Genomic DNA, 24,030 nt, shown 5'->3' with positions numbered 1-24,030 from the left:
CGGCGCAGTGACGGCTCAGCGGCGGCTCAGTTACGGGCGCTCCGACCGCGGTCACGCTTAGCGCGACTGCCGTTGCTGGGTGCGCGGCGGCGGGGTGAAGATATTGCGCAGCCACGCGGCGAGCCGCGTGAACATGTCGTACGGTTCTTCGACGAAGATATCCGGCTTCAGGAGGCGCAGGTATTCCATGATCTGCTGCGCTTCCTGCTTCTGGAACGAGCCGTGCGAAATGCCGAGCCGCAGCAGTCCGCGCAGTTCGCCCAGCTTTTCACGCGCCATGCTGCCGACGCTCGTTTCGCAGCCGATCTTCGCTTCGTACACGCGCTGGCGCAGCGATTCCGCGAGCCGCCACGCGGGCGTCTGCATTATCTCTTCGAGCGCCTGGATGTCCTGCGCCGCCGACTTGATCTGCGCGGCGAGCGGATCGACCAGCGTCGGGTCGCCCTGTGCTTCGGTGACGATGGCCGCCGCCCAGTCGCGGCACTGCTTCGCCAGCTCTTCGGGCGTCCATTCGGAGCGCGCCGCGAAGCCGAAGCCGAACTCGTTCGCCTGACGCATCAGGATCGCGACGACGTCGGGGAATTCCTTGTCGAGTGTGCGCTTGGCCCATGCGTACTGGCCGCCCTGCAACATGCGCTGCACCGCGTGCTCCGTCAGCGGGACCATATTGTCCAGCAGCTTGGCGCGCAGAAAATCCTCGAACGAAGGCGTCGCGAACTGCGGATCGAGCTTCAGCGATACGCGCAGAAACGCGTCGAAATCCTTGCGCAATGACGCAATGGTTTCGTCTTTCAGTGAAAGGGTGATGTGACCCATAGCTTTCTGTCCCGAGTGGTCGTCCCGCGCTGCGTCTGTCTGGCGTCGCCGGCGGCCCGCCGATGGGCGATCCGCCAGACACATTGCGCGGCTGGTCCCTGTTTTCTGGCGAAACCGGCGATCGCGCCGGTCCGGCAAGGGGACGTCGACTGTTTATCGGCGGACGTCGCCAAAACTTGAGCCGGATTGATGGAGGAAGGCCACGAGACAAGGCGGGGCGGTCTGGCCCCGGTGCGCAGGTGGGCTCCGGGCGAGTGCTGTGGAACTGGCGTTATAAAAGCGATGCGGGCTGGCGGGAAGAGCCAGCCCGCGCCCGGCCGTGGAAACTGCCCGCGCCGCCGGCGCTACCTCAGCACGACGCCTTGCCACAAAAAGAAGACGGCCAGCCCGACAGCGATCGTCAGGAGCGGCCGGCGCGTGAGCGCGCTCACCAGGACGGCAGCCAGTGCGCCGACCAGTTGCGGATTGCGCCATGTCAGTTCCGCGCCGCCGCCATGAGGCGACACCGCCATCGGCACGATGATGGCGGTCAGGACGGTGACCGGCACGAACCCGAGCGCGGTGCGCACGAGCGGCGGAAACACCAGCCGGTCGCCGACGATGAAAACCGTCGTGCGAATGAGCCAGGTGATCAGCGCCATGCCGAGAATGACCAGGACGTAGCTCATTGCGAGGCCTCCGCGGTGCGTCGGCGCGCGCGCTGCATTTCCGGCCGCGACAGCGCCACGCCGATCGCGACACCCGCGATCACGGCGCCGAGCAGACCGAGCTTGTACGGCCAGCCCTGCCAGAAAAAGGCGAGCGCGCCCGCGGTCGCGGCCGCGGCGATGTAGCGGAACGCGATGAGCTGCGGCACGACGATCGCGATGAACGTCGCGACCATCGCGAAATCGAGCCCGAGGGACTGCAGGCCGGGAAACGCCGCGCCGAACAGCAGGCCCGCGAGCGTCCAGATTTGCCAGTTGACGTACATCGAGACGCCGGAGCCCAGGAAATGCCATGGGCCGATCTCGCCTGGCGCGTGACGCCGGTAGTGCGTCCACGCGACGGCGAACACTTCGTCGGTGAGCAGGCCGCCGAGCACGACGCGCCAGCGCAGCGGCAGGTGCGCGACGTACGGTGCGAGCGTCGCGCTGTAGAGGACGTGGCGCAGGTTCACGACGAACGTCGTCGCCCACAGCACGATGAAGCTCGCATTGCCCGCCATGAGACCGACCGCGATGAACTGCGCCGACCCGGCGAACACGGCGAGCGACATCAGCTGCCCATGCCACAGGTGCAGCGGCCCCGATGTGACGAGCGTGCCGAAAATGACGCCGAACGGCGCGGCGCCGACCATCATGGGGATCGTGTCGCGGGCCCCCGCGACGAATTCACTGAAATGGCTGGACTGGCTCAATCTGACTTCTCCTTTGAACACGGAGCGTAGTCGTCCTGGGCGAAATGGGCTTGTACGTTCTTGCTACGGGTGGCGTTCCGGGTTCCAGGCCGCGTTGAGCAAGGGGGCAGGCGTGCCGGACGCCATCCGGGCCACTTATGCCGACTGCCAGCGCCCCGGCGGCACGCCGAACATGCGCCGGAAATGGCGTGTGAAATGGCTCTGGTCGGCGAAGCCGCTGGCGGCGGCGACGTCCGCGACCGAGGCACCCGCCCGCAGGGGTCCCAGCGCGCGTTGCAGGCGGATCTGGTTGCGCCACGCGTGGGGCGGCATGCCCGTCGCCTGCGCGAAGAGCCGCGCGGCGTGAAAGGGCGACAACCCGACGGCGCCCGCCAGATCCGACAGTTGCACCGGCGCCGCAAGGTCGGCGCCCAGTTGTGCCTGCATCCTCGCGACGCGCGGATCGTTCGCCGCGATTCTTTGCGTTTCGGGCTGCGTGCTGCCGTAGCGGGCGAGCAGCGTCGACAATGCGTCGATCATCGCGGTTTCGGCCGCGAGCAGGTCGTCGCCGGCTTCCATCAGTTGATGCGCGTGCCGCAGGCGGTACGCGAGATCGCGATCGCGAATCACGCCTGGATCGAACCACGGCAACGGTTGCGGCCTGCCGGCGAGGTCGTCGGCGATTCTCTGGAGGAAGTCGACCGGCGCGTACATCACGCGGTAGCGCCAGCCCGCATCGACGGCCCGGGAGCCAGTGTGCAGCTCGCCAGGATTGATGACCGGCACGCTGCCGGCCTCGGCGACATGGGTCGACCCGCGATAACGGTAGGTTTCCGCGCCCGCTTCGATCACCGGAATCGCGTACGCGTCGTGCCAGTGCGGCGTGAACGCCTGATCGTAATACTCGGCCGTGAGCATCTCCGCACCGGGGATGAGCGGCGTGCGCCAGTAGCGGGGGGAATCGCGAAAGCGGGTGGAAGAACCGGTCGAAGTCATGAGCAAAGTCCAGCTGGACCCATCAGTCTAGCGCGAGCGTCCATTCGATGGGCCGACTTGTTACTTCACCGGAATTGTCGTGCCGGCCGGCATCGGTACGGCTGTGACGCTGTTTTTCGCGCTGCCCGTGGCGACGCGGTCGCTGTACGTCAGATACACGAGCGTATTGCGCTTCGGATCGACGACCCGCACCACATGCAGCGTCTTGAAGACCAGCGACATGCGTTCGGAAAACACGTCCGACTGCTGCCTGAGCGGCCCGTTGAAGTGGATCGCGCCGACCTGCCGGCAGGCAATCGACGCCTCGGTCGGATCTTCCGCGATGCCAAGCGTCCCCTTGATGCCGCCCGTGCGCGCCCGCGACACGTAGCAGGTGATGCCGGCCACGTCCGGATCGTCATACGCCTCGACCACCACGCGATCGGAGCCCGTCAGATGGAAGTTCGTATTGACGCTCCCGACTTCCTCGCTGTGCGCGAGCGGCGCGACCCCGGCCAGCCATGCCGCTGACACGGCCATGAACGACGCCCGCAACAATGTATGTGTCATCGCAATTCCATCAGAAAACCGCCATCGTATACCGGCAGGTCGGCGTGCGGACGAGGTTTGACAGCGCCTTGCGTCCCTTTTATATTTGATGGTCAGACCAACTTTACCAATAACGACAGGTGTGTGAATTCCGCATCGCCGTCGCACGACGTCCCCTATAACCCGTCTGGTTTACCCATGAAAGTCGCGCTGTTCATCCCCTGTTTCATCGATGCGTTCTACCCGGAAGTCGGCATTGCGACGCTCGAACTGCTAGAGCGTTTCGGCATCGACGTCGACTATCCGCAGGACCAGACCTGCTGCGGCCAGCCCATGGGCAACAGCGGCGCGCAGGTCGACGCGGCCGGCACCGAGCGCGTGTTCGCCCGCAATTTCGCGGGCTACGACTACATCGTCGGACCGTCGGCGAGCTGCACTCACCACGTGCGCGAGCATTTCACCGCCATCGAGCAGACTGGCGAAGTCTCGAAGGTGCGGGCCAGTGCCTGGGAGCTTGTCGAGTTCCTGCATGACGTAGTCGGCGTGCGGGAATTTCCGTGGGCGGAGTTTCCGCACCGCGTCGGGTTGCACAACAGTTGCAGCGCGTTGCGGCATCTGCATCAGGGATCGGTTTCGGAGATCGCCGGCATGCCGTTCTCGAAATCGCGCACGCTGCTGCAGGGCGTGAAGGGCATCGAGTTCGTGAGCCCCGCGCGACCCGACGAATGCTGCGGTTTCGGCGGCACGTTCTCGGTGACCGAAGAGGCCGTCTCGGTCCGCATGGGGCAGGACAAGGTGCGCGATCATCTGGATGCGGGCGCGCAGTACATCGTGTCGGGCGACATGTCGTGTCTGATGCATCAACAGGGCTGCGCCGAGCGGATGAAGGCGGACGCCCGCTTCATCCATATCGCGCAGGTGCTGAACGGAGCACGCGAATGAAGCGTATCGATCACGCGAAAGCGGCCGGCGAATTCATCGCGAAAGCGGATCACGTCGCGTTTCACGACAAACGGTTGTGGGATTTGCGCCAGAAGCGCGATGCGCAGGCGCACGGCATCGCCGAATGGGAGACGATGCGCGAACTCGCCTCGGGCATCAAGGAACACGCACTGTCGCATCTGTCGTCGTATCTCGAGCAGTTCGCGGATGCGGCCGGGGCCAACGGCGTCGTGGTTCACTGGGCGGCGAACGCGGAAGAGCACAACGAGATCGTCTACCGGCTCATGTCGGAGCGTGGCATGACGGCGCTCGTCAAGAGCAAGTCGATGCTCACCGACGAATGCGCGATGCGCGACTATCTGGAGCCGCGCGGCATCACGGTGATGGAAACGGATCTCGGCGAGCGCATCCAGCAACTCGATCACCAGGACCCGAGCCACATGGTCGTGCCGGCGGTCCACAAGCTGCGCGGCGACGTGGCGGAACTGTTCGGCCGCACGATCGGCACCGATCCGAAGAACAGCGACATTCACTATCTCGCCGAAAGCCAGCGCATGGACACGCGCCCGTATTTCGTGCGCGAGAAGACCGCCGGCATGACCGGCTGCAATTTCGCGATTGCGGAGACGGGCACAGTGGTCGTCTGCACGAACGAGGGCAATGCGGACCTGTCGGCCAATGTGCCGCCGCTGCATATCGCTTCGATCGGCATCGAGAAAATCATTCCGCGGATTGCCGATCTTGGCGTATTCGTGCGGATGCTCTCGCGCAGTGCACTGGGCTCGCCGATCACGCAGTACACGTCGCACTTTCGCGCACCGCGGCCCGGCACGGAGATGCATTTCATCCTCGTCGACCACGGCCGTATCGAGCGGCTCGCGATGGAGGACTTCTGGTACTCGCTCAAGTGCATCCGCTGCGGCGCCTGCATGAATACGTGTCCGGTGTACCGGCGCAGCGGCGGGCTCTCGTATGGCGGCACGTATTCGGGGCCGATCGGCGCGATCATCAACCCGACGTTCGACCTGAAGCGCTATAGCGCGCTGCCGTTCGCGTCGACACTGAATGGCAGCTGCACGAACGTGTGTCCGGTGAAGATCAATATCCACGAGCAGATCTACAAGTGGCGCGAAGTGATCGCGGTGCGCCACGAAGTGCCGTTGGTGAAGAAGGAAGTGCTGAAAATGGCGGGGCGGCTCCTCGCGAGCCCGACGCTGTATCGCGCGACGATCGCGTCGCTGGGCGGCGCGCTGAAGCGCCTGCCGAATTTCGTGCTGTATAACCCGCTCAACATCTGGGGCCGGCAACGCGAATTGCCGGACGCGCCGGCCATGACTTTCCACGAGTGGTACAAAAAGAATCGCGGAGGCCGTGATGGCAACGCGTGACGATTTCCTCGCGAGGGTGCGCGCGGCGCAGCCCGCGGGTCGGCCGCGACCCGATGTGCCGCTGTTCGCTTCGCCCGGCGGCGACCTGCGCGAGCGTTTCATCGCGGCGCTTGGCTTGATGGGTGGAACCTGCGTCGAGGCGGCAACGGCCGCGGACGTGCGCGCGCTGCTCGACGCGCGTTTCGGCGCCGACGCAGTGATTTGCAGCGCAACGTCCGAAGTGCAGGGCACGCGTGCGATGAACCCGGACACGCCGCCGGCTTCGCTGGAGGACGTCGACGTGGGCGTCGTGAGGGCGCGCTTCGGCGTCGCGGAAACCGGCTCGGTCTGGTTCAGCGAGAAAGAGTACGTGGTGAACGCGCTGGGCTATCTGGCGCAGCATCTCGTCGTGCTGCTCGACCCGACGCGGATCGTCGATGGCTTGCAGGACGTCTACCGTCGGCCGGATTTTCGCGATGCGCGCTACGCGGTGCTCGTGACCGGCCCGTCGGCGACGGCGGATATCGAAGGCGTGCTGATCCGCGGCGCGCAGGGCGTGCGGTCGCTGACGGTGGTATGGCTCGGGGGGAATGCGCAGGGCTGATCGTTCCGGCTTTACGCAACCGGTGGCTGCGTAAAGCACGGAAGGCAAAAGAGGAGTGCAGAAACAGAAAACAAAAAGGCCCGCAAAAATGCGGGCCTTCGAATTCTGGCTCCCCGACCTGGGCTCGAACCAGGGACCTACGGATTAACAGTCCGGCGCTCTACCAACTGAGCTATCGGGGAACAACAATGCAACTTGCTGCTGCGGTGCTACTTTACGTAAAAAAGCCCGTTATGGCTAACGGGCCTTTGCAATTTCTTGGCTCCCCGACCTGGGCTCGAACCAGGGACCTACGGATTAACAGTCCGGCGCTCTACCAACTGAGCTATCGGGGAACAACAACAGCAGAGAAGCGAAATTGTATGGGGTGCTTCAGGGCCTGTCAATAGCTTTTGCTCACCCCGATTGTGCTTCCGCTGCACGTGGCGCGCGGCGCTCCGGGGCGCAGACCCGCGCCGCTCAACGCTCGAGCATCGCCAGCTTTTCTTTCACGTCCTTGAAGTCGTCGGCTTCCGGCAGCGGCGTTTTGGTCTTCGTGATGCTCGGCCAGCCCTTCGCGAGATCGGCGTTCAGGGGGATGAAATCCTGCTGGTCGCCCGGCACGTCTTCTTCGGCATAGATCGCGTTCACCGGGCATTCGGCGACGCAAACAGCACAGTCGATGCACTCATCGGGATCGATCGCGAGGAAGTTGGGACCTTCGCGAAAGCAGTCCACCGGGCACACATCGACGCAGTCGGTATAGCGGCACTTGATGCAGCTTTCGGTCACAACGTGAGTCATTCAGGCAGCTCCTGCATGCGGTATCTGGGGAGGCGAAACGCCAAAACCGCTATTGTAGCGTAAGGTCAAGAGCCGTATAGGCTGGCGGTCAATGGGGGTTTATATCGTTTCGTGATTAGTTTATGGAGCGCGGCGGCTGTTGCTGGCGCGAGCCCACCCTGGCGGCCGGACGCTGGCCATCCGGCAGAGGCCCTTCGGCCCGTGTGGCGGCGCGCATTCGGGTAACATGCGACAGGTCGGTCCGTTCGGGGCATCCGGGTTACGAGGTGCCTCCTGCGGCCATCTCCGATTATTGGCAGTCCGGCTTGCACAACATGATTATTAATTCGCTGCTCGATACTGATCTGTACAAGTTCACGATGATGCAGGTCGTTCTGCATCATTTTCCCGCTGCGAATGCGGAATACAGATTTCGCTGCCGGACGCCGAACATCGATCTTGTGCCGTATATCGACGAAATCCGCGATGAGGTCCGTCAGCTCTGCCATCTGCATTTCACCGACGACGAGCTCGATTACCTGCGCCGCATGCGTTTCATCAAGGGCGACTTCATCGAGTTTCTCGCGCTTTTCCATCTGAGCGAAAAATACATTTCGATCAAGCCATCGGAGAAGGGAAACGGCGAGATCGACATCGAAATCAAGGGACCCTGGCTGCATACGATCCTCTTCGAGATTCCGATGCTCGCGATCGTCAACGAGGTGTATTTCCGCAACACGCAGCAAAAGCCGGATTACACGGAAGGGCGCGAGCGTCTGCGCGAGAAGATCCAGCTGCTGGGCGCGCGTCCGGAATTCTCCGAATGCAAGATCGCGGATTACGGCACGCGGCGCCGCTTCTCGAAGCAGTGGCATGAAGAGGTGATCCTCACGCTGAAGGACGGTCTCGGCGAGCAGTTCGCGGGCACGAGCAACGTGTTCTACGCACTCAAGCATGGCCTGACGCCGCTCGGCACGATGGCGCATGAGTACCTGCAGGCCTGTCAGGCGCTGGGGCCGCGACTGCGCGATTCGCAGATCTTCGGCTTTGAGATGTGGGCGAAGGAATATCGCGGCGATCTGGGTATTGCGCTCTCTGACGTGTACGGCATGCAGGCGTTCCTGCGCGACTTCGATATGTACTTCTGCAAGCTGTTCGACGGGGCGCGCCACGATTCGGGCGATCCGTTCGACTGGGGCGAACGCCTGCTGAAGCACTACGAGGCGAACCGCTGCGACCCGCGCACGAAAGTTCTCGTGTTCTCCGATGCGCTCGATATTCCGAAGGTGCTCCAGCTGTATGAACGGTTCCGCGGGCGTTGCAAGCTCGCGTTCGGCGTCGGCACGAACCTCACCAACGATCTCGGCTATAACCCGCTGCAGATCGTGATCAAGATGGTCCGCTGCAATGGTCAGCCCGTCGCGAAACTCTCCGATTCGCCGGGCAAGAACATGTGCGAAGACAGGGCCTATCTCGCCTATCTGCGCCAGGTGTTCGGCATCGAATCGCCCGAGGAAGACGCCGCGAAGTAACGCAACGTCGACGTGCGCGAACACGGCCATCCGGCCAGGTGTTCGCGCGAGGGGCGGCCGGTATAATTCTCCCGATACCGCAAGGTCATGGTCATCGTCACGAGGATTGCACATGGACACACCGGTTGCCCGTCGCAACATTCTGGCTCGCATACGCGCAGCGCAGGGCCGTCCAGCCGAACCTGCCGCGTCCGAACGCGAAGCCGTCGCGGACTATCTCGCGCGCCATCCCGAAGGTCCGCGGCCGCCCATGCCGGATGACCTCGTCGCGCGTTTTGTCGATGAAGCACGCAAGATGTCGACCACCGTCGAGGAAGTCGCGACGTTGAGCGATGTGCCCGCGGCAGCGCATCGTTATCTGCTGGAGCGCAACCTTCCGGTGCAGGCCGTCGCGTGGGAGACGCTGCGCGAACTCGCGTGGGCTGACGCCGGCATCGCAGTCGAATTTCGCAAGCCCGGGAACCTCGACCCCGTCGGCATCACGGGCTGCTTCTGCGCGACGGCCGAAACCGGTACGCTGGTACTGCTGTCGGGACCGCAGACGTATTCATCGGCGGGCCTGCTGCCGGAAACGCATATCGCGATCGTGCCAGCATCGCGCATAGTCGCGGGTCATGAGGATGCGTTCAGCCTGATCCGGGCCGAGCGCGGCGAGTTGCCGCGTGCGGTCAATTTCGTCTCCGGGCCTTCGCGTACCGGCGATATCGAACAGACCATCGTGCTTGGCGCGCACGGCCCTTACCGGGTTCACGCGATCGTCGTCCGTGGCGCGTGAAGCGTTACGCGACCGGTCGCTTATCTCAATTCCGGATCCCCTGATGAAACGACATACCGCGTCGCGCGCGGGCATGGCGCTTGTTGCCTTGCTGGTGGCAACGTGTCCACAACTTGCCGCCGCCGCCACACTCGATGGTGCAACGCTTTCCGCGTCATGGGGCGTGCCTTTTGCGGGCATGCTGCTTTCTATCGCGATCTTCCCGCTCGTCGCGCCGACGTTCTGGCATCACCATTTCGGCAAGATCTCGGCGGCATGGGCGGCCGTATTCCTGATTCCGTTCGCCGTCGCTTTCGGCGCGGATGTGGCGTTCGGCACGTTCGTGCATGCGCTGTTCGAGGAATACATCCCGTTCATCGTGCTGCTGACTTCGCTCTATACGGTGGCGGGCGGCATTTGCGTACGTGGGAACCTGCATGGCTCGCCACGTCTTAACACGGGCATTCTCGCGCTCGGCACCGTGCTCGCCAGCATCATGGGCACGACGGGCGCGGCGATGCTGCTGATTCGCCCGCTCCTGCGCGCGAACGACAATCGCAAACACGTGGTTCACGTCGTGGTGTTCTTCATCTTTCTGGTCGCGAATGCAGGCGGCTCGCTGTCGCCGCTCGGCGATCCGCCGCTCTTCCTCGGCTTTCTCAACGGCGTGAACTTTTTCTGGACGACGACGCATCTCGCGTTGCCGATGCTGTTTGTCTGCGTGGCGCTGCTCGCCATCTTTTACGTGCTCGATTCGTACTATTTCCGCCGTCGCGAGGAGTCGCGCACACCGTTTCTGGATCCGACGCCCGATTCCGCGCCGTTCGGGCTCGACGGCAAGATCAATTTCGTGCTGCTCGGCGCGGTGATCGGGCTCGTGCTGATGAGCGGCCTGTGGAAGCCGGGTATCGAATTCGACCTGTTCGGCACGCACGTCGCGCTGCAAAACGCGGTTCGCGACGCGGCGCTGATCGTCGTGACGCTCGTATCGCTCGCCATCACGCCGCGCACCGCACGCGAAGGCAACGATTTCAACTGGGCGCCCATCGAGGAAGTGGCGAAGCTGTTCGCCGGTATCTTCGTGACGATCGCGCCGGTTATCGTGATCCTGCGCGCGGGCCAGGACGGCGCGTTCGCGGGCATCGTGCATCTCGTCAACGACGCGTCGGGCCAGCCGCACGATGCGATGTATTTCTGGGCGACCGGCATCCTGTCGTCGTTCCTGGACAACGCGCCAACCTATCTGGTGTTTTTCAACCTGGCCGGCGGAGATGCGCATACGCTCATGACCTCGGGCGCCATGACGCTCGCGGCCATTTCCGCGGGCTCGGTGTTCATGGGCGCGAACAGCTATATCGGCAACGCGCCGAATTTCATGGTCAAGGCGATCGCGGAATCGCGCGGCGTGCGCATGCCGGGCTTTTTCGCGTACCTTGGCTGGGCGCTGGTCGTGTTGATGCCAGTGTTCCTGCTGGGCACCTGGCTGTTTTTCTGACTGTATAGATGGGTAACGAGGCCAGCGTCGTGTGCGGGCGGCGCGGGCGGCAACTCCGGAGAATGACAATGCAGAAGATTCTTGTGGCACGTCCGATCTTTCCGGACGTGATCGACCGGCTCAAGCAGCATTTCGATGTGGACTGGAACAACGCAGACGTGCTGGGCGCCGACGAACTTGCCCGCCGGCTTGCCGACAAGGACGGCGCGCTGACAGCCGGCGACCCGGTCGGGGCATCGACACTTGCCGCGGCGCCACGGCTGCGTGTGGTGGCGAACATGGCCGTCGGCTACAACAACTTCGATATGGCCGCGTTCAATCGCGCGAACGTGCTCGGCACGAACACGCCCGATGTCCTGAACGAGTCGACGGCCGATTTCGGCTGGGCGCTGATGATGGCGGCCGCGCGCCGTATCGAGGAATCCGGACACTGGTTGCGCGCCGGCCACTGGCAGAAGTGGAGCTACGACAGTTTCCTTGGCGGCGACGTGTACGGCTCGACCCTTGGCGTGATCGGCATGGGGCGCATCGGGCAGGCGCTGGCGCGGCGTGCGCGCGGCTTCAACATGCAGGTGATCTATCACAACCGCTCGCGCGTCGCGGAGCAGATCGAGGCTGAACTGAACGCGCAGTACGTATCGAAGGAAGAACTGTTGCGTCGTGCCGATCACGTCGTGCTCGTGCTGCCCTATACGAAGGACAGTCATCACACGATCGGCGCGGCCGAGCTTGCCTTGATGAAGCCGACGGCGACGCTCACGAATATCGCGCGTGGCGGTATTGTCGATGACGCCGCGCTCGTCGAGGCATTGCGCGCGAAGCGCATCGCGGCGGCAGGCCTCGACGTGTACGAAGGCGAGCCGAAGCTCAATCCCGATCTGCTTACCGTGCCGAACGTGGTGCTCACGCCGCATATCGCGAGCGCGACCGAAGCCACGCGGCGCGCGATGGCGAATCTCGCGGCGGACAATCTCATCGCGGCGCTCGGCGAGGGTCCGCGTGCCGGGCGGCCGCCCAGTCCGATCAATCCTGAAGTGCTGGGGAAAGGGCGTACATGACCACTCTTTTGCTCGCGGCCGTCGTCATTCTGGCGATCGCGCTTGTCGTTGCCTTGCTCGTGTTGATGCGCGGCCGCAACGGTGCCGATACGAACGACTCTCTCGCGGCGCTCGGCGGGCGGATGACCGACGCCGCCGACGCGCAGGCGCGTGCTTACGAACGGCTCGAACGTGAACTGCGCAGCGAGATCACGGAGACGGCGCGCACGTCGCGGCTGGAACTGGCCAGCGGCTTTTCGCAGTTCCAGACGACACTTGCGTCGCAGCTCACGAGTATCGCGACCGTCCAGAACAACCAGATCGACGGCTTTGCGCAGCAGCTCGTGAAGCTCACCGAATCGAACGCGCAACAGCTCGAAGCCGTGCGCCAGAGTTTGCAGCAGCAGTCGTTGCAGGCGCGAGAAGAGCAGGGCGTGACGCTCAAGCGCTTCGGCGACACGCTCACGATGCAGCTGGCCCAGCTGACCGAGGCGAACGACCGGCGTTTCGCCGAGGTCCGGGCGACGATCGAGCAGCGTCTGAAGGACATCGAGGCGAACAACTCGACGAAGCTCGAGGAAATGCGTCGCACGGTCGACGAGAAACTGCACGCGACACTCGAGCAGCGTCTTGGCGAATCGTTCAAGCAGGTCTCCGACCGGCTCGAGCAGGTGCATCGCGGGCTGGGGGAGATGCAGACGCTCGCCGCGGGCGTCGGCGATCTCAAGAAGGTGCTGACGAACGTGAAGACGCGCGGCACGTGGGGCGAAGTGCAGCTGGAGGCGTTGCTCGAACAGTTGCTGACGTCCGACCAGTACGCGAAGAACGTCGCCACGATTCCGAAGAGCGGCGATCGTGTGGAGTTCGCGATCAAGCTGCCGGGGCGGCAAGATTCAGCCGATGGCGTCGCGATTCCGGTGTGGCTGCCGATCGATGCCAAATTCCCGCGCGAAGACTATGAGCGTCTGATCGATGCGCAGGAGCGGGCTGATCCGGTGGCGGTCGAAGACGCGTCGCGCGCGCTCGAAGCGCGTATCCGCGCGGAGGCACGGACCATCGCGGAAAAGTACGTATCGCCGCCGCATACCACTGATTTCGCGCTGCTGTTCCTGCCAACCGAGGGTCTGTATGCGGAGATCCTGCGTCGCCCTGGCCTGACCGACCTGTTACAGCGTGAATACCGCGTGACGATTGCTGGCCCGACCACGCTGACAGCGTTGCTCAACAGTCTGCAGATGGGTTTTCGCACGCTGGCGATCGAAAAGCGTTCGAGCGAGGTCTGGCAGGTTCTGGGCGCGGTGAAAACGGAGTTCGGCAAGTTCGGCGACGTGCTGTCGAAGACAAAGGCGCAACTCGAAACCGTCACGCGTTCGATCGAACAGGCAGAAACGCGTACGCGGGTGATGAACCGCAAGTTGCGCGATGTCGAGGCGTTGCCGGGCGAAGCGGCGAGTGGGCTGCTCGGCGATACGCTCTCAGGCGCGGATGCGGACGAACCGTGATCCGGTCTTCACGCACCGCACGCTGCGGCGGGGTGAAGATGCCCAGCGTGTGCAACGTGGTTGACGCTAGCTGACTGACGACGGCGGGCCCATCGAAGGAAAACTTCGCTAACCCGACACCAATGGCGGCGCGGCAGAGCCAGGCAATCAACCCGCCTTGATACGCCCAGGCGCGGCCAGCTTCTCGAGCGCGTCGCCCGTGATGCGCACGATGCGCCAGTCGGGCATTACGCTCGCGCCCATCTTCTCGTAGAAATCGATGGCTGGCTGGTTCCAGTCCAGCACGGACCATTCGAAGCGTCCGCACTGGCGTTCGACGGCCAGCGCGGCGAGGCGCTGCAGCATCGCCGTGCCGAGACCCGTGCCGCGTTGTGAAGGCTGGATGTAGAGATCCTCGAGATACAGCCCACGGCGACCGAGGAACGTCGAAAAATTGTGGAAGAAGAGCGCGAAGCCCACGACGCATCCGTCTGCTTCGGCAACCAGCGCTTCTGACGAAGGCTTCTCACCGAACAACGCATCGTGCAGGCCCTCTTCGGTCGCGACGAACAGATGCGTGAGCTTTTCAAATTCGGCCAGCTCGTAGATGAGCGCGAAAATCGCGCCGATGTCGGCGGGCGTCGCTGAGCGGATGGTGGCGGCCATCAGGCTTCTTCCGGCGCGTCGGACAGATGAATCTCGATGCCGCCAAAGCGCGACGCAACCCAGTTATACGCGTGGCACGCGATCCACAGCAGGATGAAACCGAGAATCGCGTTCAGCAGCAGCGCGCTGAACACGGTGCTCAGTTCGACGGAGCCATAGCGGAAGAATGCGACGAGCACGCCTAGCAACACGATCGGCACGCTGAACGTCAGATAAACCAGAATCAGCGCCTTGGCGGTTTGTCCCGGCGCGATGAAGGAGATCTGCTTTTTCATTTGAATCAAACCTGCTAGTCGTGATGGTTTCGTTGAGATGGGGTGTTCAGACGAGGCCGTCGAACAGCATGATGTCGACAGTGTCGCCTTCATCGATGTCAGATTGCTCGTGCGCGAGCATGAGGAAACAATTCGCTTCGCTCATCGAACTGAGCACGCCGGAGCCTTGCGAACCGGTTGGCGTGACGTGCCACTGGCCGTGCGGGTCGCGTGTCGCGATGCCGCGCTGGAATTCCGTGCGGCCAGGGCGTTTGCGGATCGCCTGCGTGCTGGTCGCCGAAATAACAGGTTGCGGCGAAACCGTCGCGCCGGACATGACGATGAGCGCTTCGCGCACGATCTGGTAGAAGGTCACCATCACCGCGACGGGATTGCCCGGCAGGCCGAAGAACAGCGCGGGGTGACCGGCGCCGGGCCGGCCGCCGGACCATACGCGGCCAAACGCCAGCGGGCGGCCTGGGCGCATCGCGAGACTCCAGAACGCGACGTCGCCGAACGTGCGTACCAGCTGCTTCGTGAAATCTGCTTCGCCAACCGAGACGCCGCCAGACGTCAGCACGACGTCCGCGCTTTCGGCAGCGTTGCGCAGTGCCGCTTCGAGCGCGGCTGGTTCATCGCGCACGACGCCAAGATCCAGCGCGGCGATGTTCATCCGGCGCAGCATCGCGAACAGCGTGTGACGGTTACTGTCGTACACGCAGCCGGGGTCGAGCGGCTCGCCGAGCGAGCGCAACTCGTCGCCGGTGGAAAAGAACGCGACGCGCAGTCGCCGGCGCACCGGCACTTCGCCGATACCCAGCGAGGCAAGCAGACCGAGATCGGATGCACGCACGATGCGGCCCGCGCGCAATGCGGGCTGGCCCTGTGCCAGATCCTCTCCGGCGAGGCGGCGATTCGCGCCACGCATCAATGCGGTCGCGGCGAAATGAACCGTGTCCGCTTCGCGGGTCACGGCTTCCTGCGGCACGACCGTGTCGCAGCCGGGCGGGATCAGCGCGCCGGTCATGACGCGCACGCATTCTCCAGCCGTGATTGCCCGCCCGAACGCGTGACCCGCGAGCGCCTTCCCCGCGACTCGAAGCGAAACCTGGGCGGCGACCTGTGCTTCGAGCGATGCGCCGTCGAACGCGTAGCCGTCCATCGCCGAATTGTCGTGCGCGGGCACGTTGATCGGCGAAACGATATCTTCGGCCAGCACGCGGTCGAGCGCGTCATGCAACGGCACGCGCTCGACTGCCGTCACCGGGCTCGCCCATTCGCGCACGATCGCCTGGGCCGAGGACACAGGCAGCGCGTGAGGGTCGTACTGGACGATACAACGGGAAAAGTCGTTAAACGTGGTCATTGGGTGAGATGCGTCGCGGCCCGGATGCGGATCCGGCGATCGTCTCGTGACGCGTGCGACCGGAGGCGGCTATAGCCGCTGCACAAGGTCTTATGCCCGTTCGAGATCGGCGAGTTCCCGCAAGGAGTTGGCATTGTAAAACGCGCGCCCGTCGGTAAAGCCGACTTCGACGGTCGTGTGGCGCGCGTACCACGCGCGTACCTTGCGCTCGCCGGCGGCGAGGAAAGTCGCCAGATCGTCGGCCAGCGACGTGCGTAGCAGTGCGATAACAGGATGCAGGACGGTTTCGCCGCTCGCGTCCCGGGTCGTGACGGTAGCGATATCGGCCGCGTTCGCTTCGAGCGCGTCGACCAGTTGCTGCGCGAGGCCGGCGGGAAGATTCGGCGTGTCGCACGGCGCGCTCAGCACGAAACCGGTTTGCGCCGCGCGCAGCCCGGCCAGCAGCCCGGCGAGCGGGCCTGGAAAACCGGGCAGGGAATCGCCGACGACCGTCGCGCCGAACGCCGCGCCCAGTTCGGCGTACTGCTCGATGTGACGGTTGGCGCTGATCAGAACCGGTCCGGTCTGGGGCGCGAGACGCCTGAGCACATGCAGCGCCAGCGGCTCGCCGTGCAGGGGTTGCAGGCCTTTGTCGAGGCCGCCCATGCGCGTGCCGCGTCCGCCTGCGAGAACGAGGCCGGTGATCTGTCCGGTGGGGATCGACATGAACGCGACGGCCTTAGCCGCCGATGTACGACATTTCAACGCGCCGCGCTTCCGACGCGCTCGCGCTGCCGCGCAACTGCGAGTAGCGATCGGCGCGCGTGTGCCAGATGCGGGCGACGGCGGTGGCAATCTCGGCATCGCTTGCGCCATTGCGCACGAGCGCGCGCAGATCGTGGCCGGACGAGGCAAAGAGACACAGATACAGCTTGCCTTCGGTCGACAGCCGCGCGCGGGTGCAACTGCCGCAGAACGCACGCGTGACGCTGGAAATCACGCCGACTTCGCCGCCGCCGTCGGCGTAACCCCAGCGTTGCGCGGTTTCGGCGGCGCTGTGCGCTTCGAGCGGCACGAGCGGGAAATGCGCGGCGATGCGCTCGATGACGTCCGCCGAAGGCAGGACTTCAGTCATGTTCCAGCCGTTCGACGTGCCGACATCCATGTATTCGATAAAGCGCAGCACCGCACTCGTGCCCTTGAAGTGCCGCGCCATCGGGATGATCTCGGTGTCGTTCGTGCCGCGTTTCACGACCATGTTCACCTTGATCGATGCGAGTCCGGCATCGTGTGCGGCTGCGATGCCCTTCAGGACGTCGTCGACCGCGAAATCGGCGTCGTTCATGCGGCGGAACAGCGCGTCGTCGAGCGCGTCGAGACTGACGGTAACGCGCGTCAGGCCAGCATCTTTCAGGCTGCGCGCCTTGCGGGCGAGGAGCGATCCGTTGGTGGTGAGCGTGAGATCGAGCGGCTGGCCGCCGGCGGTTTTCAGCGCGGCGAGGCGTTCGATCAGGAATTCGAGGTTCTTGCGCAGCAGCGGCTCGCCGCCCGTCAGACGGATTTTCTCGACGCCATGTTCGACGAACACGCGCGCGAGGCGCTCGATTTCCTCGAACGTGAGCAGGGCGCCGTGGGGCAGGAACGGGTAGTCCTTGTCGAACACCGCGCGCGGCATGCAATAGACGCAGCGGAAGTTACAGCGATCGGTCACCGAGATGCGCAGGTCGCGCAGCGGGCGCGCGAGCGTGTCCGTCAGCTCGCCACGGGGCGCGTGCGCGGGACCGGAGTAATCCGGAATCGCGCTGACATCGGCAACAGGAATGATGCGTCGGGACATGATCGCTTTTGTATCGTCTGGATGTCCATTCTAGCGGAAAGACAGGGGCCCGCCGTTGACCCCCGTCCAACCTGGGGACATACCTGGTATGGGCGCCGCGTCACCGGCTCGCGCCCGGAACAGCGTGCTACCCCCAGAAACAAAAAACCCGCCGGTGAGGGCGGGTCTTTTGCCTGTAACAGCCAGACTGGCTTATTGCGAGTGCTTTGCCGTTTCGACCTGCTGCATCGGCGCGCTGTCAGCCGGCGGAAGCGGCTTGCGCTCGCGCACGACGCGTGCTGGTTTGACGGTTTGAGCAGCGGCTTCCTGAGCGGCGCGCAGCTTGTCCGTGTCGGTGTTCACCCACACGAGGCCGGCCTGTTCAAGCACCGGCTGGAGGGCTTCAGGCGACAGGCCGTTCGGGCGCGATGCCTCGCGTGCCGGGGTCGCTGCTACCGGTGCCGCCGGCGCTGGCACCGCGGCAACGGGCGCTTCGACAGCGGCAGGTTGTGGTTCAGCGTGAACCTCAGCCTGCACCGCCGGTGCGACGGTGGCTTCGACAGCCGCTTCGTAGACCGGCGCGAGCGCCGGCTCGGCGTGCGCTTCGACGGCAGGCGCCGCCGTGTGAGCAACCGGTTCGACCTGCGTGAGCGTCTCGCTGACAGCGGGTGCGGCAGACGCAACCGGTACAACGGGCTCAGCGGGCGTCGCCGCGACTGCCGGTGCCGGTTCCGCGGCCACCGGTTCGAAGGACGGCGCAGCCGGCGCTTCGACTGCGGACCCAGCCTGCGCAACCGGTGCTTCGTCAGCCGGGACAACCGCTTCGGACTTCGCTGCCTTTTCGACGGCGAGAGCCGGCGTTTCGGCCGCAGCGTGCAGTTCGCTGACCACGGCGGTTTGCGTTGCAACGGCGGCAACCACGACTTCCACCGGCGTCACATCCTTCGCTTCGCTACGTTCCACGCGCGGCTCCGGCGCACGCACCGGTGCATCGGCTGCGACGTTCACGGTATCGCCTTCTGCTTCAGCAACGTCGGCGGCCAGGTTGACGTTCGAACCGTCTTCCTCGCGCTCGCGACGACCGCCGCGACGGCCGCGACGGCGACGACGACGCTCTTCACCTTCACGTGCAATCGCTTCCTGATCGGCCGGCGCAGCGCCTTCAGTCATGTCTGCCTGAACCGGCAGCGCGGTTTCGAGCGTTGCTTCCTGATTCAGCGCTTCGCCTTCCTGCGGCTGACGGTTGCGGCGCTCGCCACGTTCTCCGCGTTCACGGCGCTCGCCGCGTTCCTGACGCTCGCCGCGCGGTGTGCCTTCGTTGGCTTCCACGCGTTCGCCACGTTCCTGACCACGCTCGCCACGTGCATCGCGACCTTCACGTGCTTCGCGCGGTTCGCGGGCGTTGCGCGGTTCACGTTGTTCGCGCGGCTCGCGTTGCTCACGCGGTTCACGTGCCTCACGGCCTTCGCGTGCCTCACGCGGCTCGCGACCTTCGCGTTCCTGACGTTGCGACGGTTGACCTTGACGGCCGGCGCTCGCGCCTTCGGTGCGGCCAGCCGCATCGCGGCCACCTGCGCCGCCACGGCGGTTACGATTGCGATCGCCACCGCGTTCGCCGGTTCGCTCACCGCGTTCGCCGCGTGCCGGACGCGCCGGCTTTTCAGCCGGGGCAGGAGCCGGAGCAGGCGCTGCGGGCGCCACGCCAAACAGATTCTTCAGCCAGCCGATGAATCCACCGCCAGCCGGTGTTACCGCGACAGACGCGGGCGTCGCCGCAGCCGGCTTCACCGGAGCACTCGGCGCCGGCTTCTCGGGCGTGATGCCCTTGACCGCTGCTTCCTGCTTCGGCTTCACTTCTTCGGTGCGCTTGCTGTAGCCGGTTTCCGATTCCAGTTCGCGAGCCGCTTCTTCGGCCATTTTCCACGAAGCACGCGGTTCGTCGAGGCGCGCATCGTCGTGACGCAGGCGCTCGAGCTTGTAATGCGGCGTGTCGAGGTGCTTGTTCGGGATCAGCACGACGTTGACCTTGAAGCGCGATTCGATCTTGTTGATTTCCGCGCGTTTCTCGTTCAGCAGGAAGGCGGTCACTTCGACCGGCACCTGGCAATGGATCGCCGCGGTGTTTTCCTTCATCGCTTCTTCCTGAATGATCCGCAGCACCTGCAGCGCGGACGATTCGGTATCGCGGATGTGACCCGTGCCGTTACAGCGCGGGCACGTCACGTGGCTGCCTTCCGACAGGGCCGGACGCAGGCGTTGACGCGACAGTTCCATCAGGCCGAAGCGCGAGATCTTGCCCATCTGGACACGCGCACGGTCGTGCTTCAACGCATCTTTCAGGCGTTGCTCGACTTCGCGCTGGCTCCTGGCCGATTCCATGTCGATGAAATCGATCACGATCAGGCCGCCCAGGTCGCGCAGACGCAACTGGCGGGCGACTTCGTCGGCGGCTTCGAGGTTCGTGCGCGCGGCCGTTTCCTCGATGTCGGCGCCCTTGGTGGCGCGTGCCGAGTTCACGTCGATCGCGACGAGCGCTTCGGTGTGGTCGATCACGATCGCGCCGCCCGACGGCAGCGGCACCGTGCGCGAGTACGCCGTTTCGATCTGGTGTTCGATCTGGAAACGCGAGAAGAGCGGCACGTCGTCGTGATACCGCTTCACCTTGCTGACGTTGTCCGGCATCACGATGTCCATGAAGGCGCGTGCCTGGTCATGGATTTCCGTGGTGTCGATCAGGATTTCGCCGATATCCGGCTGGAAATAGTCGCGAATCGCGCGGATCACGAGGCTCGATTCGAGATAAATCAGCATCGGCTGACCTGACGAGCCGCTTTGCGACGCGGCTTCGATCGCGCGCCACAGCTGCATCAGGTAGTTCAGGTCCCATTGCAGCTCTTCGGCCGAGCGGCCGATACCGGCCGTGCGCGCGATGATGCTCATGCCTTCCGGCAGTTGCAGCTGCGCCATGGTTTCGCGCAGTTCCTGACGGTCGTCGCCTTCGATCCGGCGCGACACGCCGCCGCCGCGCGGATTGTTCGGCATCAGCACGAGGTAACGGCCGGCGAGCGAAATGAACGTGGTGAGGGCCGCGCCCTTGTTGCCGCGCTCTTCCTTTTCGACCTGAATGATCAGTTCCTGGCCTTCGCGCAGCGCATCCTGGATACGTGCCGAGCGCATGTCGACGCCGTCACGGAAATACTGACGGGCGACTTCCTTGAACGGGAGAAAACCGTGCCGGTCTTCGCCGTAATTGACGAAACAGGCTTCGAGCGACGGCTCGATACGGGTGATGACACCTTTGTAGATATTGCCTTTGCGTTGTTCGCGGCCGGCGGTCTCGATGTCGATATCGATGAGTTTTTGCCCATCGACGATGGCGACGCGCAGTTCTTCCTGCTGCGTCGCATTAAACAGCATGCGTTTCATTGAACGGCTCCAGAGCGGCTCTGCCTGCCCGCGTGCCGGTTGTCAGCCGGAACGTCGAGGGCAGCGGCATGCCGCGCCTTATTGTGTTTTCACAAGCACGCTGGAGCGGGAACGATGGTGGGAGAATTGCCAGATACGGGGCCGGTCCGGCATACGGACACGGTGCCGCTGGGCACACGCGAATACGGCTTCAAATAACGGCACGACACGCCGGGGGTTCTGGCAGTCCGACCTGCATCGCCTTCATGTGTCCTTCCGGCGCGCCAGCTGTGCGCAGGACCATCCGGACGAAGGCTGCGGCCATGCCGCAGCGGGAAGCTTGCTCAAAACGCCCGACTTCCCACTCGGGGTGTCTCGCCTCATTTTGACGTCGCCATGCCCCGCATTCTCTGCAGGACGCGCTCGGGCGCACGCCGTATATTCGCAACCAGGAGCATCACGCGGGGCCATCAGACCGCCCGCGACCTACGCTCACCGGATAAATTCTTTTTTGCCAACATTCCGTTACCGTCGGAGCCGACCGTGACCGAACGCGCCTGTGGGCGCCGTCCCTGCCGGGTGCTGGTTCCGTGCGTGCAACTCGCTGCATCTCATTTTCAGGGTGAGCAGCCAGACCCTGGCGCAAGTAAAATAGCGGTTTATCGCTTGCACCTGCGCAATCCGCCCGCATTCCAGTGTAATACACCGGTTGAATGCACCGGTCCAATGTGCCGGTCTTGCAGACTGCTGGGCAAATTATATTCATAATGAAAGAGTTAGGCAAAATATCCCAGAAATCGCTCAATAGCGCGGTCGCAGGCGACCAGGTCTCGATGATCGAGATCGACGACGGCGCGGCCGGTCAGCGCATCGACAACTTCCTGTTGCGTGTCTGTAAGGGCGTGCCCAAAAGCCATGTCTACCGTATCCTGCGCAGCGGCGAAGTACGCGTGAACAAGGGGCGGGTCGATGCGCAGTATCGTCTGCAACTGGGCGATCTGGTCCGTGTGCCACCCATCCGGATCGCGCAGGGCACCGAATCTGCCGCGCACGCGCCGGTGCCGTCGGCGGATTTCAAGATCCTCTTCGAAGACGATCACATGCTCGTGATCGACAAGCCCGCCGGCGTCGCCGTGCATGGCGGAAGCGGTGTTGCGTTCGGCGTGATCGAGCAGATGCGGCACGCGCGTCCACAGGCAAAATTCCTGGAACTGGTGCATCGTCTCGATCGCGAGACATCGGGCGTGTTGATGCTGGCCAAAAAAAGGGCGGCATTGGTCGGTCTGCACGAACAGATCCGCGAGAACCAGATGGACAAGCGGTACTATGCGTGCGTCCACGGCGAGTGGGCGAGCGACTGGGGGCGCCGGCGTACAGTGAAAGAGCCGCTGCACAAGTATCTGACCCCCGAAGGCGAGCGGCGCGTGCGGGTGCAGCCGGACGGCCTGCCGTCGCATACGGTGTTCAACCTGATCGATCGCTGGCCGTCGTACGCGCTTGTCGAAGCGGAGTTGAAGACGGGTCGCACGCACCAGATTCGCGTTCACCTGCAGCATCTGGAGCTGCCGATCGTCGGCGACGCCAAATACGGCGACTTCGCATTGAACAAGGCGCTGGCGCGCGCGAACGCGAATCCGGGGTTAAAGCGCATGTTCCTGCACGCGTACCGGCTCAAGCTCAGACATCCGGCCACCGGCGACGTCCTGCAGTTCGACGCGCCGCTGCCGGCCGAATGCCGGCGCTTCGTCGCCCAGCTCACCGCATTACGTGATCAACCCCAAAACGAGACGAACCCGCATGGCCCGAGAGCAATTTGACCTGATCGTATTCGACTGGGACGGCACATTGATGGATTCGACCGTGCACATCGCGCGCAGCATCCAGGCGGCGTGTCGCGACCTCGGTCTGCCCGTGCCCGCTGACGAGGCCGCGAGCTATGTGATCGGTCTTGGCCTGCGCGATGCGCTTCAGATCGCCGCGCCGACGCTCGATCCGGCTGACTACCCGCGTCTTGCCGAGCGCTACCGCTTTCACTATCTGGTCAAGGATCAGACCACCGAGCTTTTCGCGGGGGTGCGCGAGATGCTTCAGGAATTGCGGGACACGGGTTATCTGCTGGCCGTCGCGACGGGCAAGAGCCGCGTAGGACTGAACCGCGCACTCGACCAGAGCAGCCTGACGAGCCTCTTCGACGGCACGCGCTGCGCCGACGAAACGTTCTCCAAGCCGCATCCGGCAATGCTGCATGAACTCACACGCGAACTGGGGCAGGATCCCGTGCGCACGGTGATGATCGGCGATACGACGCACGATCTGCAGATGGCGATCAATGCCGGCGTGGCGGGCGTCGGCGTGGGCTACGGCGCGCATCCGGCCACTTCGCTGACGGCGCTGACGCCGAAATTCGTCGCGGACAGCGTGGGGTCGCTGTCATCCTGGTTGCGCGAGAACGCATGAGCGGCGCGACTCACGAGCCGGTCTGGATCTGCGCTTCCAGTGAGCTGGTGGACGGCGGCGCCGGCGTGCGCCACGCCGCGACGTATGGCGGTGGGGAGGCGGTTGTATTCTTCGTGCGTTACGATGGCCGCGCCTATGGGTACCTGAACCGCTGCGCGCATGTGGCGATGGAGCTCGACTGGTCCGAGGGCCAGTTCTTCGAATCGTCGGGTTTATACTTGATGTGCGCTACGCACGGTGCGATTTATGCGCCGGACACCGGTCGGTGTGTCGGCGGTCCGTGCCGTGGCGGCAGGCTGCGTCCCGTCGAGGTCGACGAACGCGACACGCCTGAAGGCCGCGCCGTGTTCTGGCTTCCGGACGACGAATTGCGTCCGGTCACCCCTTGATCCTTC

23 protein-coding genes and 2 tRNA genes are annotated in these 24,030 nt (G+C 64.3%); 11 read left to right on the top strand and 14 right to left on the bottom strand.

What is annotated here, in order from left to right; all coding sequences use genetic code 11:
- Positions 1-57 precede the first annotated feature (57 nt).
- The 5 genes from LPA37_RS07850 to LPA37_RS07830 all read right to left on the bottom strand — a co-directional run bounded on the left by LPA37_RS07850 (position 58) and on the right by LPA37_RS07830 (position 3,739).
- Complete coding sequence (locus LPA37_RS07850) at positions 58-816, bottom strand: DUF4088 family protein (RefSeq protein WP_228975612.1); 759 nt, start codon at positions 814-816, stop codon at positions 58-60.
- A gap of 344 nt (positions 817-1,160) precedes the next feature.
- Positions 1,161-1,484 (bottom strand): AzlD domain-containing protein, encoded by a 324-nt coding sequence (locus LPA37_RS07845; protein WP_228975610.1) that lies wholly within the window; start codon positions 1,482-1,484, stop codon positions 1,161-1,163.
- A complete protein-coding gene (locus tag LPA37_RS07840) occupies positions 1,481-2,158 on the bottom strand; it encodes an AzlC family ABC transporter permease (protein WP_228975706.1) in 678 nt (225 codons plus the stop codon). Before LPA37_RS07840 ends, LPA37_RS07845 begins: the two co-directional genes overlap by 4 nt.
- Positions 2,159-2,350: 192 nt before the next feature.
- A complete protein-coding gene (locus LPA37_RS07835) occupies positions 2,351-3,190 on the bottom strand; it encodes an AraC family transcriptional regulator (RefSeq protein ID WP_228975607.1) in 840 nt (279 codons plus the stop codon).
- A 60-nt stretch (positions 3,191-3,250) separates the two neighbouring features.
- Entirely contained in the window at positions 3,251-3,739 is a 489-nt protein-coding gene (locus LPA37_RS07830; RefSeq protein ID WP_407672497.1) for a CreA family protein, read from the bottom strand.
- A gap of 177 nt (positions 3,740-3,916) precedes the next feature.
- On the opposite strand from LPA37_RS07830, the gene LPA37_RS07825 reads away from it, so the two are divergent.
- From LPA37_RS07825 to LPA37_RS07815, 3 genes are read left to right on the top strand one after another with little or no spacing between them, the layout of a single operon-like run.
- Positions 3,917-4,660 (top strand): (Fe-S)-binding protein, encoded by a 744-nt coding sequence (locus LPA37_RS07825; RefSeq protein WP_228975605.1) that lies wholly within the window; start codon positions 3,917-3,919, stop codon positions 4,658-4,660.
- On the top strand, positions 4,657-6,048 hold the full coding sequence (locus LPA37_RS07820; protein WP_229012193.1) for a lactate utilization protein B: 1,392 nt from the start codon (positions 4,657-4,659) through the stop codon (positions 6,046-6,048). The genes LPA37_RS07825 and LPA37_RS07820 overlap by 4 nt, the downstream gene beginning before the upstream one ends.
- Positions 6,035-6,631: a LutC/YkgG family protein gene (locus tag LPA37_RS07815; RefSeq protein WP_229012192.1), complete on the top strand. Its 597-nt coding sequence runs from the start codon at positions 6,035-6,037 to the stop codon at positions 6,629-6,631. Before LPA37_RS07820 ends, LPA37_RS07815 begins: the two co-directional genes overlap by 14 nt.
- 106 nt (positions 6,632-6,737) lie before the next feature.
- On the opposite strand, the gene LPA37_RS07810 is transcribed toward LPA37_RS07815, so the two are convergent.
- The 3 genes from LPA37_RS07810 to fdxA form a co-directional block, all read right to left on the bottom strand.
- Positions 6,738-6,813: transfer RNA gene (locus LPA37_RS07810), tRNA-Asn, on the bottom strand.
- Between the two features lie 77 nt (positions 6,814-6,890).
- Positions 6,891-6,966, bottom strand: a tRNA-Asn gene (locus LPA37_RS07805).
- A 124-nt stretch (positions 6,967-7,090) separates the two neighbouring features.
- On the bottom strand, positions 7,091-7,414 hold the full coding sequence (gene fdxA, locus LPA37_RS07800) for a ferredoxin FdxA (RefSeq protein ID WP_228975599.1): 324 nt from the start codon (positions 7,412-7,414) through the stop codon (positions 7,091-7,093).
- A 314-nt stretch (positions 7,415-7,728) separates the two neighbouring features.
- Here fdxA and pncB point away from each other — a divergent pair, with 314 nt between their 5' ends.
- From pncB to LPA37_RS07775, 5 genes are all read left to right on the top strand, one after another.
- On the top strand, positions 7,729-8,925 hold the full coding sequence (gene pncB, locus LPA37_RS07795) for a nicotinate phosphoribosyltransferase (protein ID WP_228975597.1): 1,197 nt from the start codon (positions 7,729-7,731) through the stop codon (positions 8,923-8,925).
- Between the two features lie 112 nt (positions 8,926-9,037).
- Complete coding sequence (locus LPA37_RS07790) at positions 9,038-9,700, top strand: LutC/YkgG family protein (protein WP_229012191.1); 663 nt, start codon at positions 9,038-9,040, stop codon at positions 9,698-9,700.
- A gap of 43 nt (positions 9,701-9,743) precedes the next feature.
- Positions 9,744-11,174 (top strand): sodium:proton antiporter, encoded by a 1,431-nt coding sequence (locus LPA37_RS07785; protein ID WP_229012190.1) that lies wholly within the window; start codon positions 9,744-9,746, stop codon positions 11,172-11,174.
- A 68-nt stretch (positions 11,175-11,242) separates the two neighbouring features.
- Entirely contained in the window at positions 11,243-12,232 is a 990-nt protein-coding gene (locus LPA37_RS07780; protein WP_229012189.1) for a 2-hydroxyacid dehydrogenase, read from the top strand.
- Complete coding sequence (locus LPA37_RS07775; protein WP_228975591.1) at positions 12,229-13,713, top strand: DNA recombination protein RmuC; 1,485 nt, start codon at positions 12,229-12,231, stop codon at positions 13,711-13,713. The genes LPA37_RS07780 and LPA37_RS07775 overlap by 4 nt, the downstream gene beginning before the upstream one ends.
- 147 nt (positions 13,714-13,860) lie before the next feature.
- On the opposite strand, the gene LPA37_RS07770 is transcribed toward LPA37_RS07775, so the two are convergent.
- From LPA37_RS07770 to LPA37_RS07745, 6 genes are all read right to left on the bottom strand, one after another.
- Complete coding sequence (locus LPA37_RS07770; protein WP_228975589.1) at positions 13,861-14,358, bottom strand: GNAT family N-acetyltransferase; 498 nt, start codon at positions 14,356-14,358, stop codon at positions 13,861-13,863.
- A complete protein-coding gene (locus tag LPA37_RS07765; RefSeq protein WP_090529165.1) occupies positions 14,358-14,633 on the bottom strand; it encodes a hypothetical protein in 276 nt (91 codons plus the stop codon). Before LPA37_RS07765 ends, LPA37_RS07770 begins: the two co-directional genes overlap by 1 nt.
- Before the next feature lie 46 nt (positions 14,634-14,679).
- Positions 14,680-15,978 (bottom strand): molybdopterin molybdotransferase MoeA, encoded by a 1,299-nt coding sequence (gene moeA, locus LPA37_RS07760; protein ID WP_228975586.1) that lies wholly within the window; start codon positions 15,976-15,978, stop codon positions 14,680-14,682.
- Between the two features lie 90 nt (positions 15,979-16,068).
- Positions 16,069-16,683: a molybdenum cofactor guanylyltransferase MobA gene (mobA, locus tag LPA37_RS07755; protein ID WP_229012188.1), complete on the bottom strand. Its 615-nt coding sequence runs from the start codon at positions 16,681-16,683 to the stop codon at positions 16,069-16,071.
- Positions 16,684-16,696: 13 nt separating this feature from the next.
- On the bottom strand, positions 16,697-17,794 hold the full coding sequence (gene moaA, locus LPA37_RS07750) for a GTP 3',8-cyclase MoaA (protein ID WP_229012187.1): 1,098 nt from the start codon (positions 17,792-17,794) through the stop codon (positions 16,697-16,699).
- Positions 17,795-17,986: 192 nt separating this feature from the next.
- The gene (locus LPA37_RS07745; protein ID WP_229012186.1) at positions 17,987-21,199 is read right to left on the bottom strand and encodes a ribonuclease E/G; all 3,213 of its coding nucleotides are present in this window, start codon (positions 21,197-21,199) and stop codon (positions 17,987-17,989) included.
- A gap of 746 nt (positions 21,200-21,945) precedes the next feature.
- Between LPA37_RS07745 and LPA37_RS07740 the strand changes: the two genes are divergently transcribed.
- From LPA37_RS07740 to LPA37_RS07730, 3 genes are read left to right on the top strand one after another with little or no spacing between them, the layout of a single operon-like run.
- Positions 21,946-22,995 carry an RluA family pseudouridine synthase gene (locus LPA37_RS07740; protein WP_229012185.1) on the top strand — a complete coding sequence of 350 codons (1,050 nt, stop codon included), beginning with the start codon at positions 21,946-21,948 and terminating at the stop codon, positions 22,993-22,995.
- Positions 22,976-23,635, top strand: coding sequence for an HAD-IA family hydrolase (locus LPA37_RS07735; protein WP_090529180.1), 660 nt, complete (start codon positions 22,976-22,978; stop codon positions 23,633-23,635). The genes LPA37_RS07740 and LPA37_RS07735 overlap by 20 nt, the downstream gene beginning before the upstream one ends.
- Positions 23,632-24,024 carry a Rieske (2Fe-2S) protein gene (locus LPA37_RS07730; RefSeq protein WP_229012184.1) on the top strand — a complete coding sequence of 131 codons (393 nt, stop codon included), beginning with the start codon at positions 23,632-23,634 and terminating at the stop codon, positions 24,022-24,024. Before LPA37_RS07735 ends, LPA37_RS07730 begins: the two co-directional genes overlap by 4 nt.
- Positions 24,025-24,030: the final 6 nt, after the last annotated feature.

It is taken from the genome of Paraburkholderia gardini (assembly GCF_907164545.1).
In the GTDB taxonomy this organism is placed as follows: domain Bacteria; phylum Pseudomonadota; class Gammaproteobacteria; order Burkholderiales; family Burkholderiaceae; genus Paraburkholderia; species Paraburkholderia gardini.
Note: the sequence above shows the minus strand (reverse complement) of the source record. Positions and strands in the feature narration are given on the sequence as shown.

Bases quoted from the DNA above. Each gene is read 5' to 3' on its own strand.
- LPA37_RS07850 (WP_228975612.1), bottom strand. From the start codon at position 816: ATGGGTCACATCACCCTTTCACTGAAAGACGAAACCATTGCGTCATTG.
- LPA37_RS07845 (WP_228975610.1), bottom strand. From the start codon at position 1,484: ATGAGCTACGTCCTGGTCATTCTCGGCATGGCGCTGATCACCTGGCTC.
- LPA37_RS07840 (WP_228975706.1), bottom strand. From the start codon at position 2,158: ATGATGGTCGGCGCCGCGCCGTTCGGCGTCATTTTCGGCACGCTCGTC.
- LPA37_RS07835 (WP_228975607.1), bottom strand. From the start codon at position 3,190: ATGACTTCGACCGGTTCTTCCACCCGCTTTCGCGATTCCCCCCGCTAC.
- LPA37_RS07830 (WP_407672497.1), bottom strand. From the start codon at position 3,739: ATGACACATACATTGTTGCGGGCGTCGTTCATGGCCGTGTCAGCGGCA.
- LPA37_RS07825 (WP_228975605.1), top strand. From the start codon at position 3,917: ATGAAAGTCGCGCTGTTCATCCCCTGTTTCATCGATGCGTTCTACCCG.
- LPA37_RS07820 (WP_229012193.1), top strand. From the start codon at position 4,657: ATGAAGCGTATCGATCACGCGAAAGCGGCCGGCGAATTCATCGCGAAA.
- LPA37_RS07815 (WP_229012192.1), top strand. From the start codon at position 6,035: ATGGCAACGCGTGACGATTTCCTCGCGAGGGTGCGCGCGGCGCAGCCC.
- fdxA (WP_228975599.1), bottom strand. From the start codon at position 7,414: ATGACTCACGTTGTGACCGAAAGCTGCATCAAGTGCCGCTATACCGAC.
- pncB (WP_228975597.1), top strand. From the start codon at position 7,729: ATGATTATTAATTCGCTGCTCGATACTGATCTGTACAAGTTCACGATG.
- LPA37_RS07790 (WP_229012191.1), top strand. From the start codon at position 9,038: ATGGACACACCGGTTGCCCGTCGCAACATTCTGGCTCGCATACGCGCA.
- LPA37_RS07785 (WP_229012190.1), top strand. From the start codon at position 9,744: ATGAAACGACATACCGCGTCGCGCGCGGGCATGGCGCTTGTTGCCTTG.
- LPA37_RS07780 (WP_229012189.1), top strand. From the start codon at position 11,243: ATGCAGAAGATTCTTGTGGCACGTCCGATCTTTCCGGACGTGATCGAC.
- LPA37_RS07775 (WP_228975591.1), top strand. From the start codon at position 12,229: ATGACCACTCTTTTGCTCGCGGCCGTCGTCATTCTGGCGATCGCGCTT.
- LPA37_RS07770 (WP_228975589.1), bottom strand. From the start codon at position 14,358: ATGGCCGCCACCATCCGCTCAGCGACGCCCGCCGACATCGGCGCGATT.
- LPA37_RS07765 (WP_090529165.1), bottom strand. From the start codon at position 14,633: ATGAAAAAGCAGATCTCCTTCATCGCGCCGGGACAAACCGCCAAGGCG.
- moeA (WP_228975586.1), bottom strand. From the start codon at position 15,978: ATGACCACGTTTAACGACTTTTCCCGTTGTATCGTCCAGTACGACCCT.
- mobA (WP_229012188.1), bottom strand. From the start codon at position 16,683: ATGTCGATCCCCACCGGACAGATCACCGGCCTCGTTCTCGCAGGCGGA.
- moaA (WP_229012187.1), bottom strand. From the start codon at position 17,794: ATGTCCCGACGCATCATTCCTGTTGCCGATGTCAGCGCGATTCCGGAT.
- LPA37_RS07745 (WP_229012186.1), bottom strand. From the start codon at position 21,199: ATGAAACGCATGCTGTTTAATGCGACGCAGCAGGAAGAACTGCGCGTC.
- LPA37_RS07740 (WP_229012185.1), top strand. From the start codon at position 21,946: ATGAAAGAGTTAGGCAAAATATCCCAGAAATCGCTCAATAGCGCGGTC.
- LPA37_RS07735 (WP_090529180.1), top strand. From the start codon at position 22,976: ATGGCCCGAGAGCAATTTGACCTGATCGTATTCGACTGGGACGGCACA.
- LPA37_RS07730 (WP_229012184.1), top strand. From the start codon at position 23,632: ATGAGCGGCGCGACTCACGAGCCGGTCTGGATCTGCGCTTCCAGTGAG.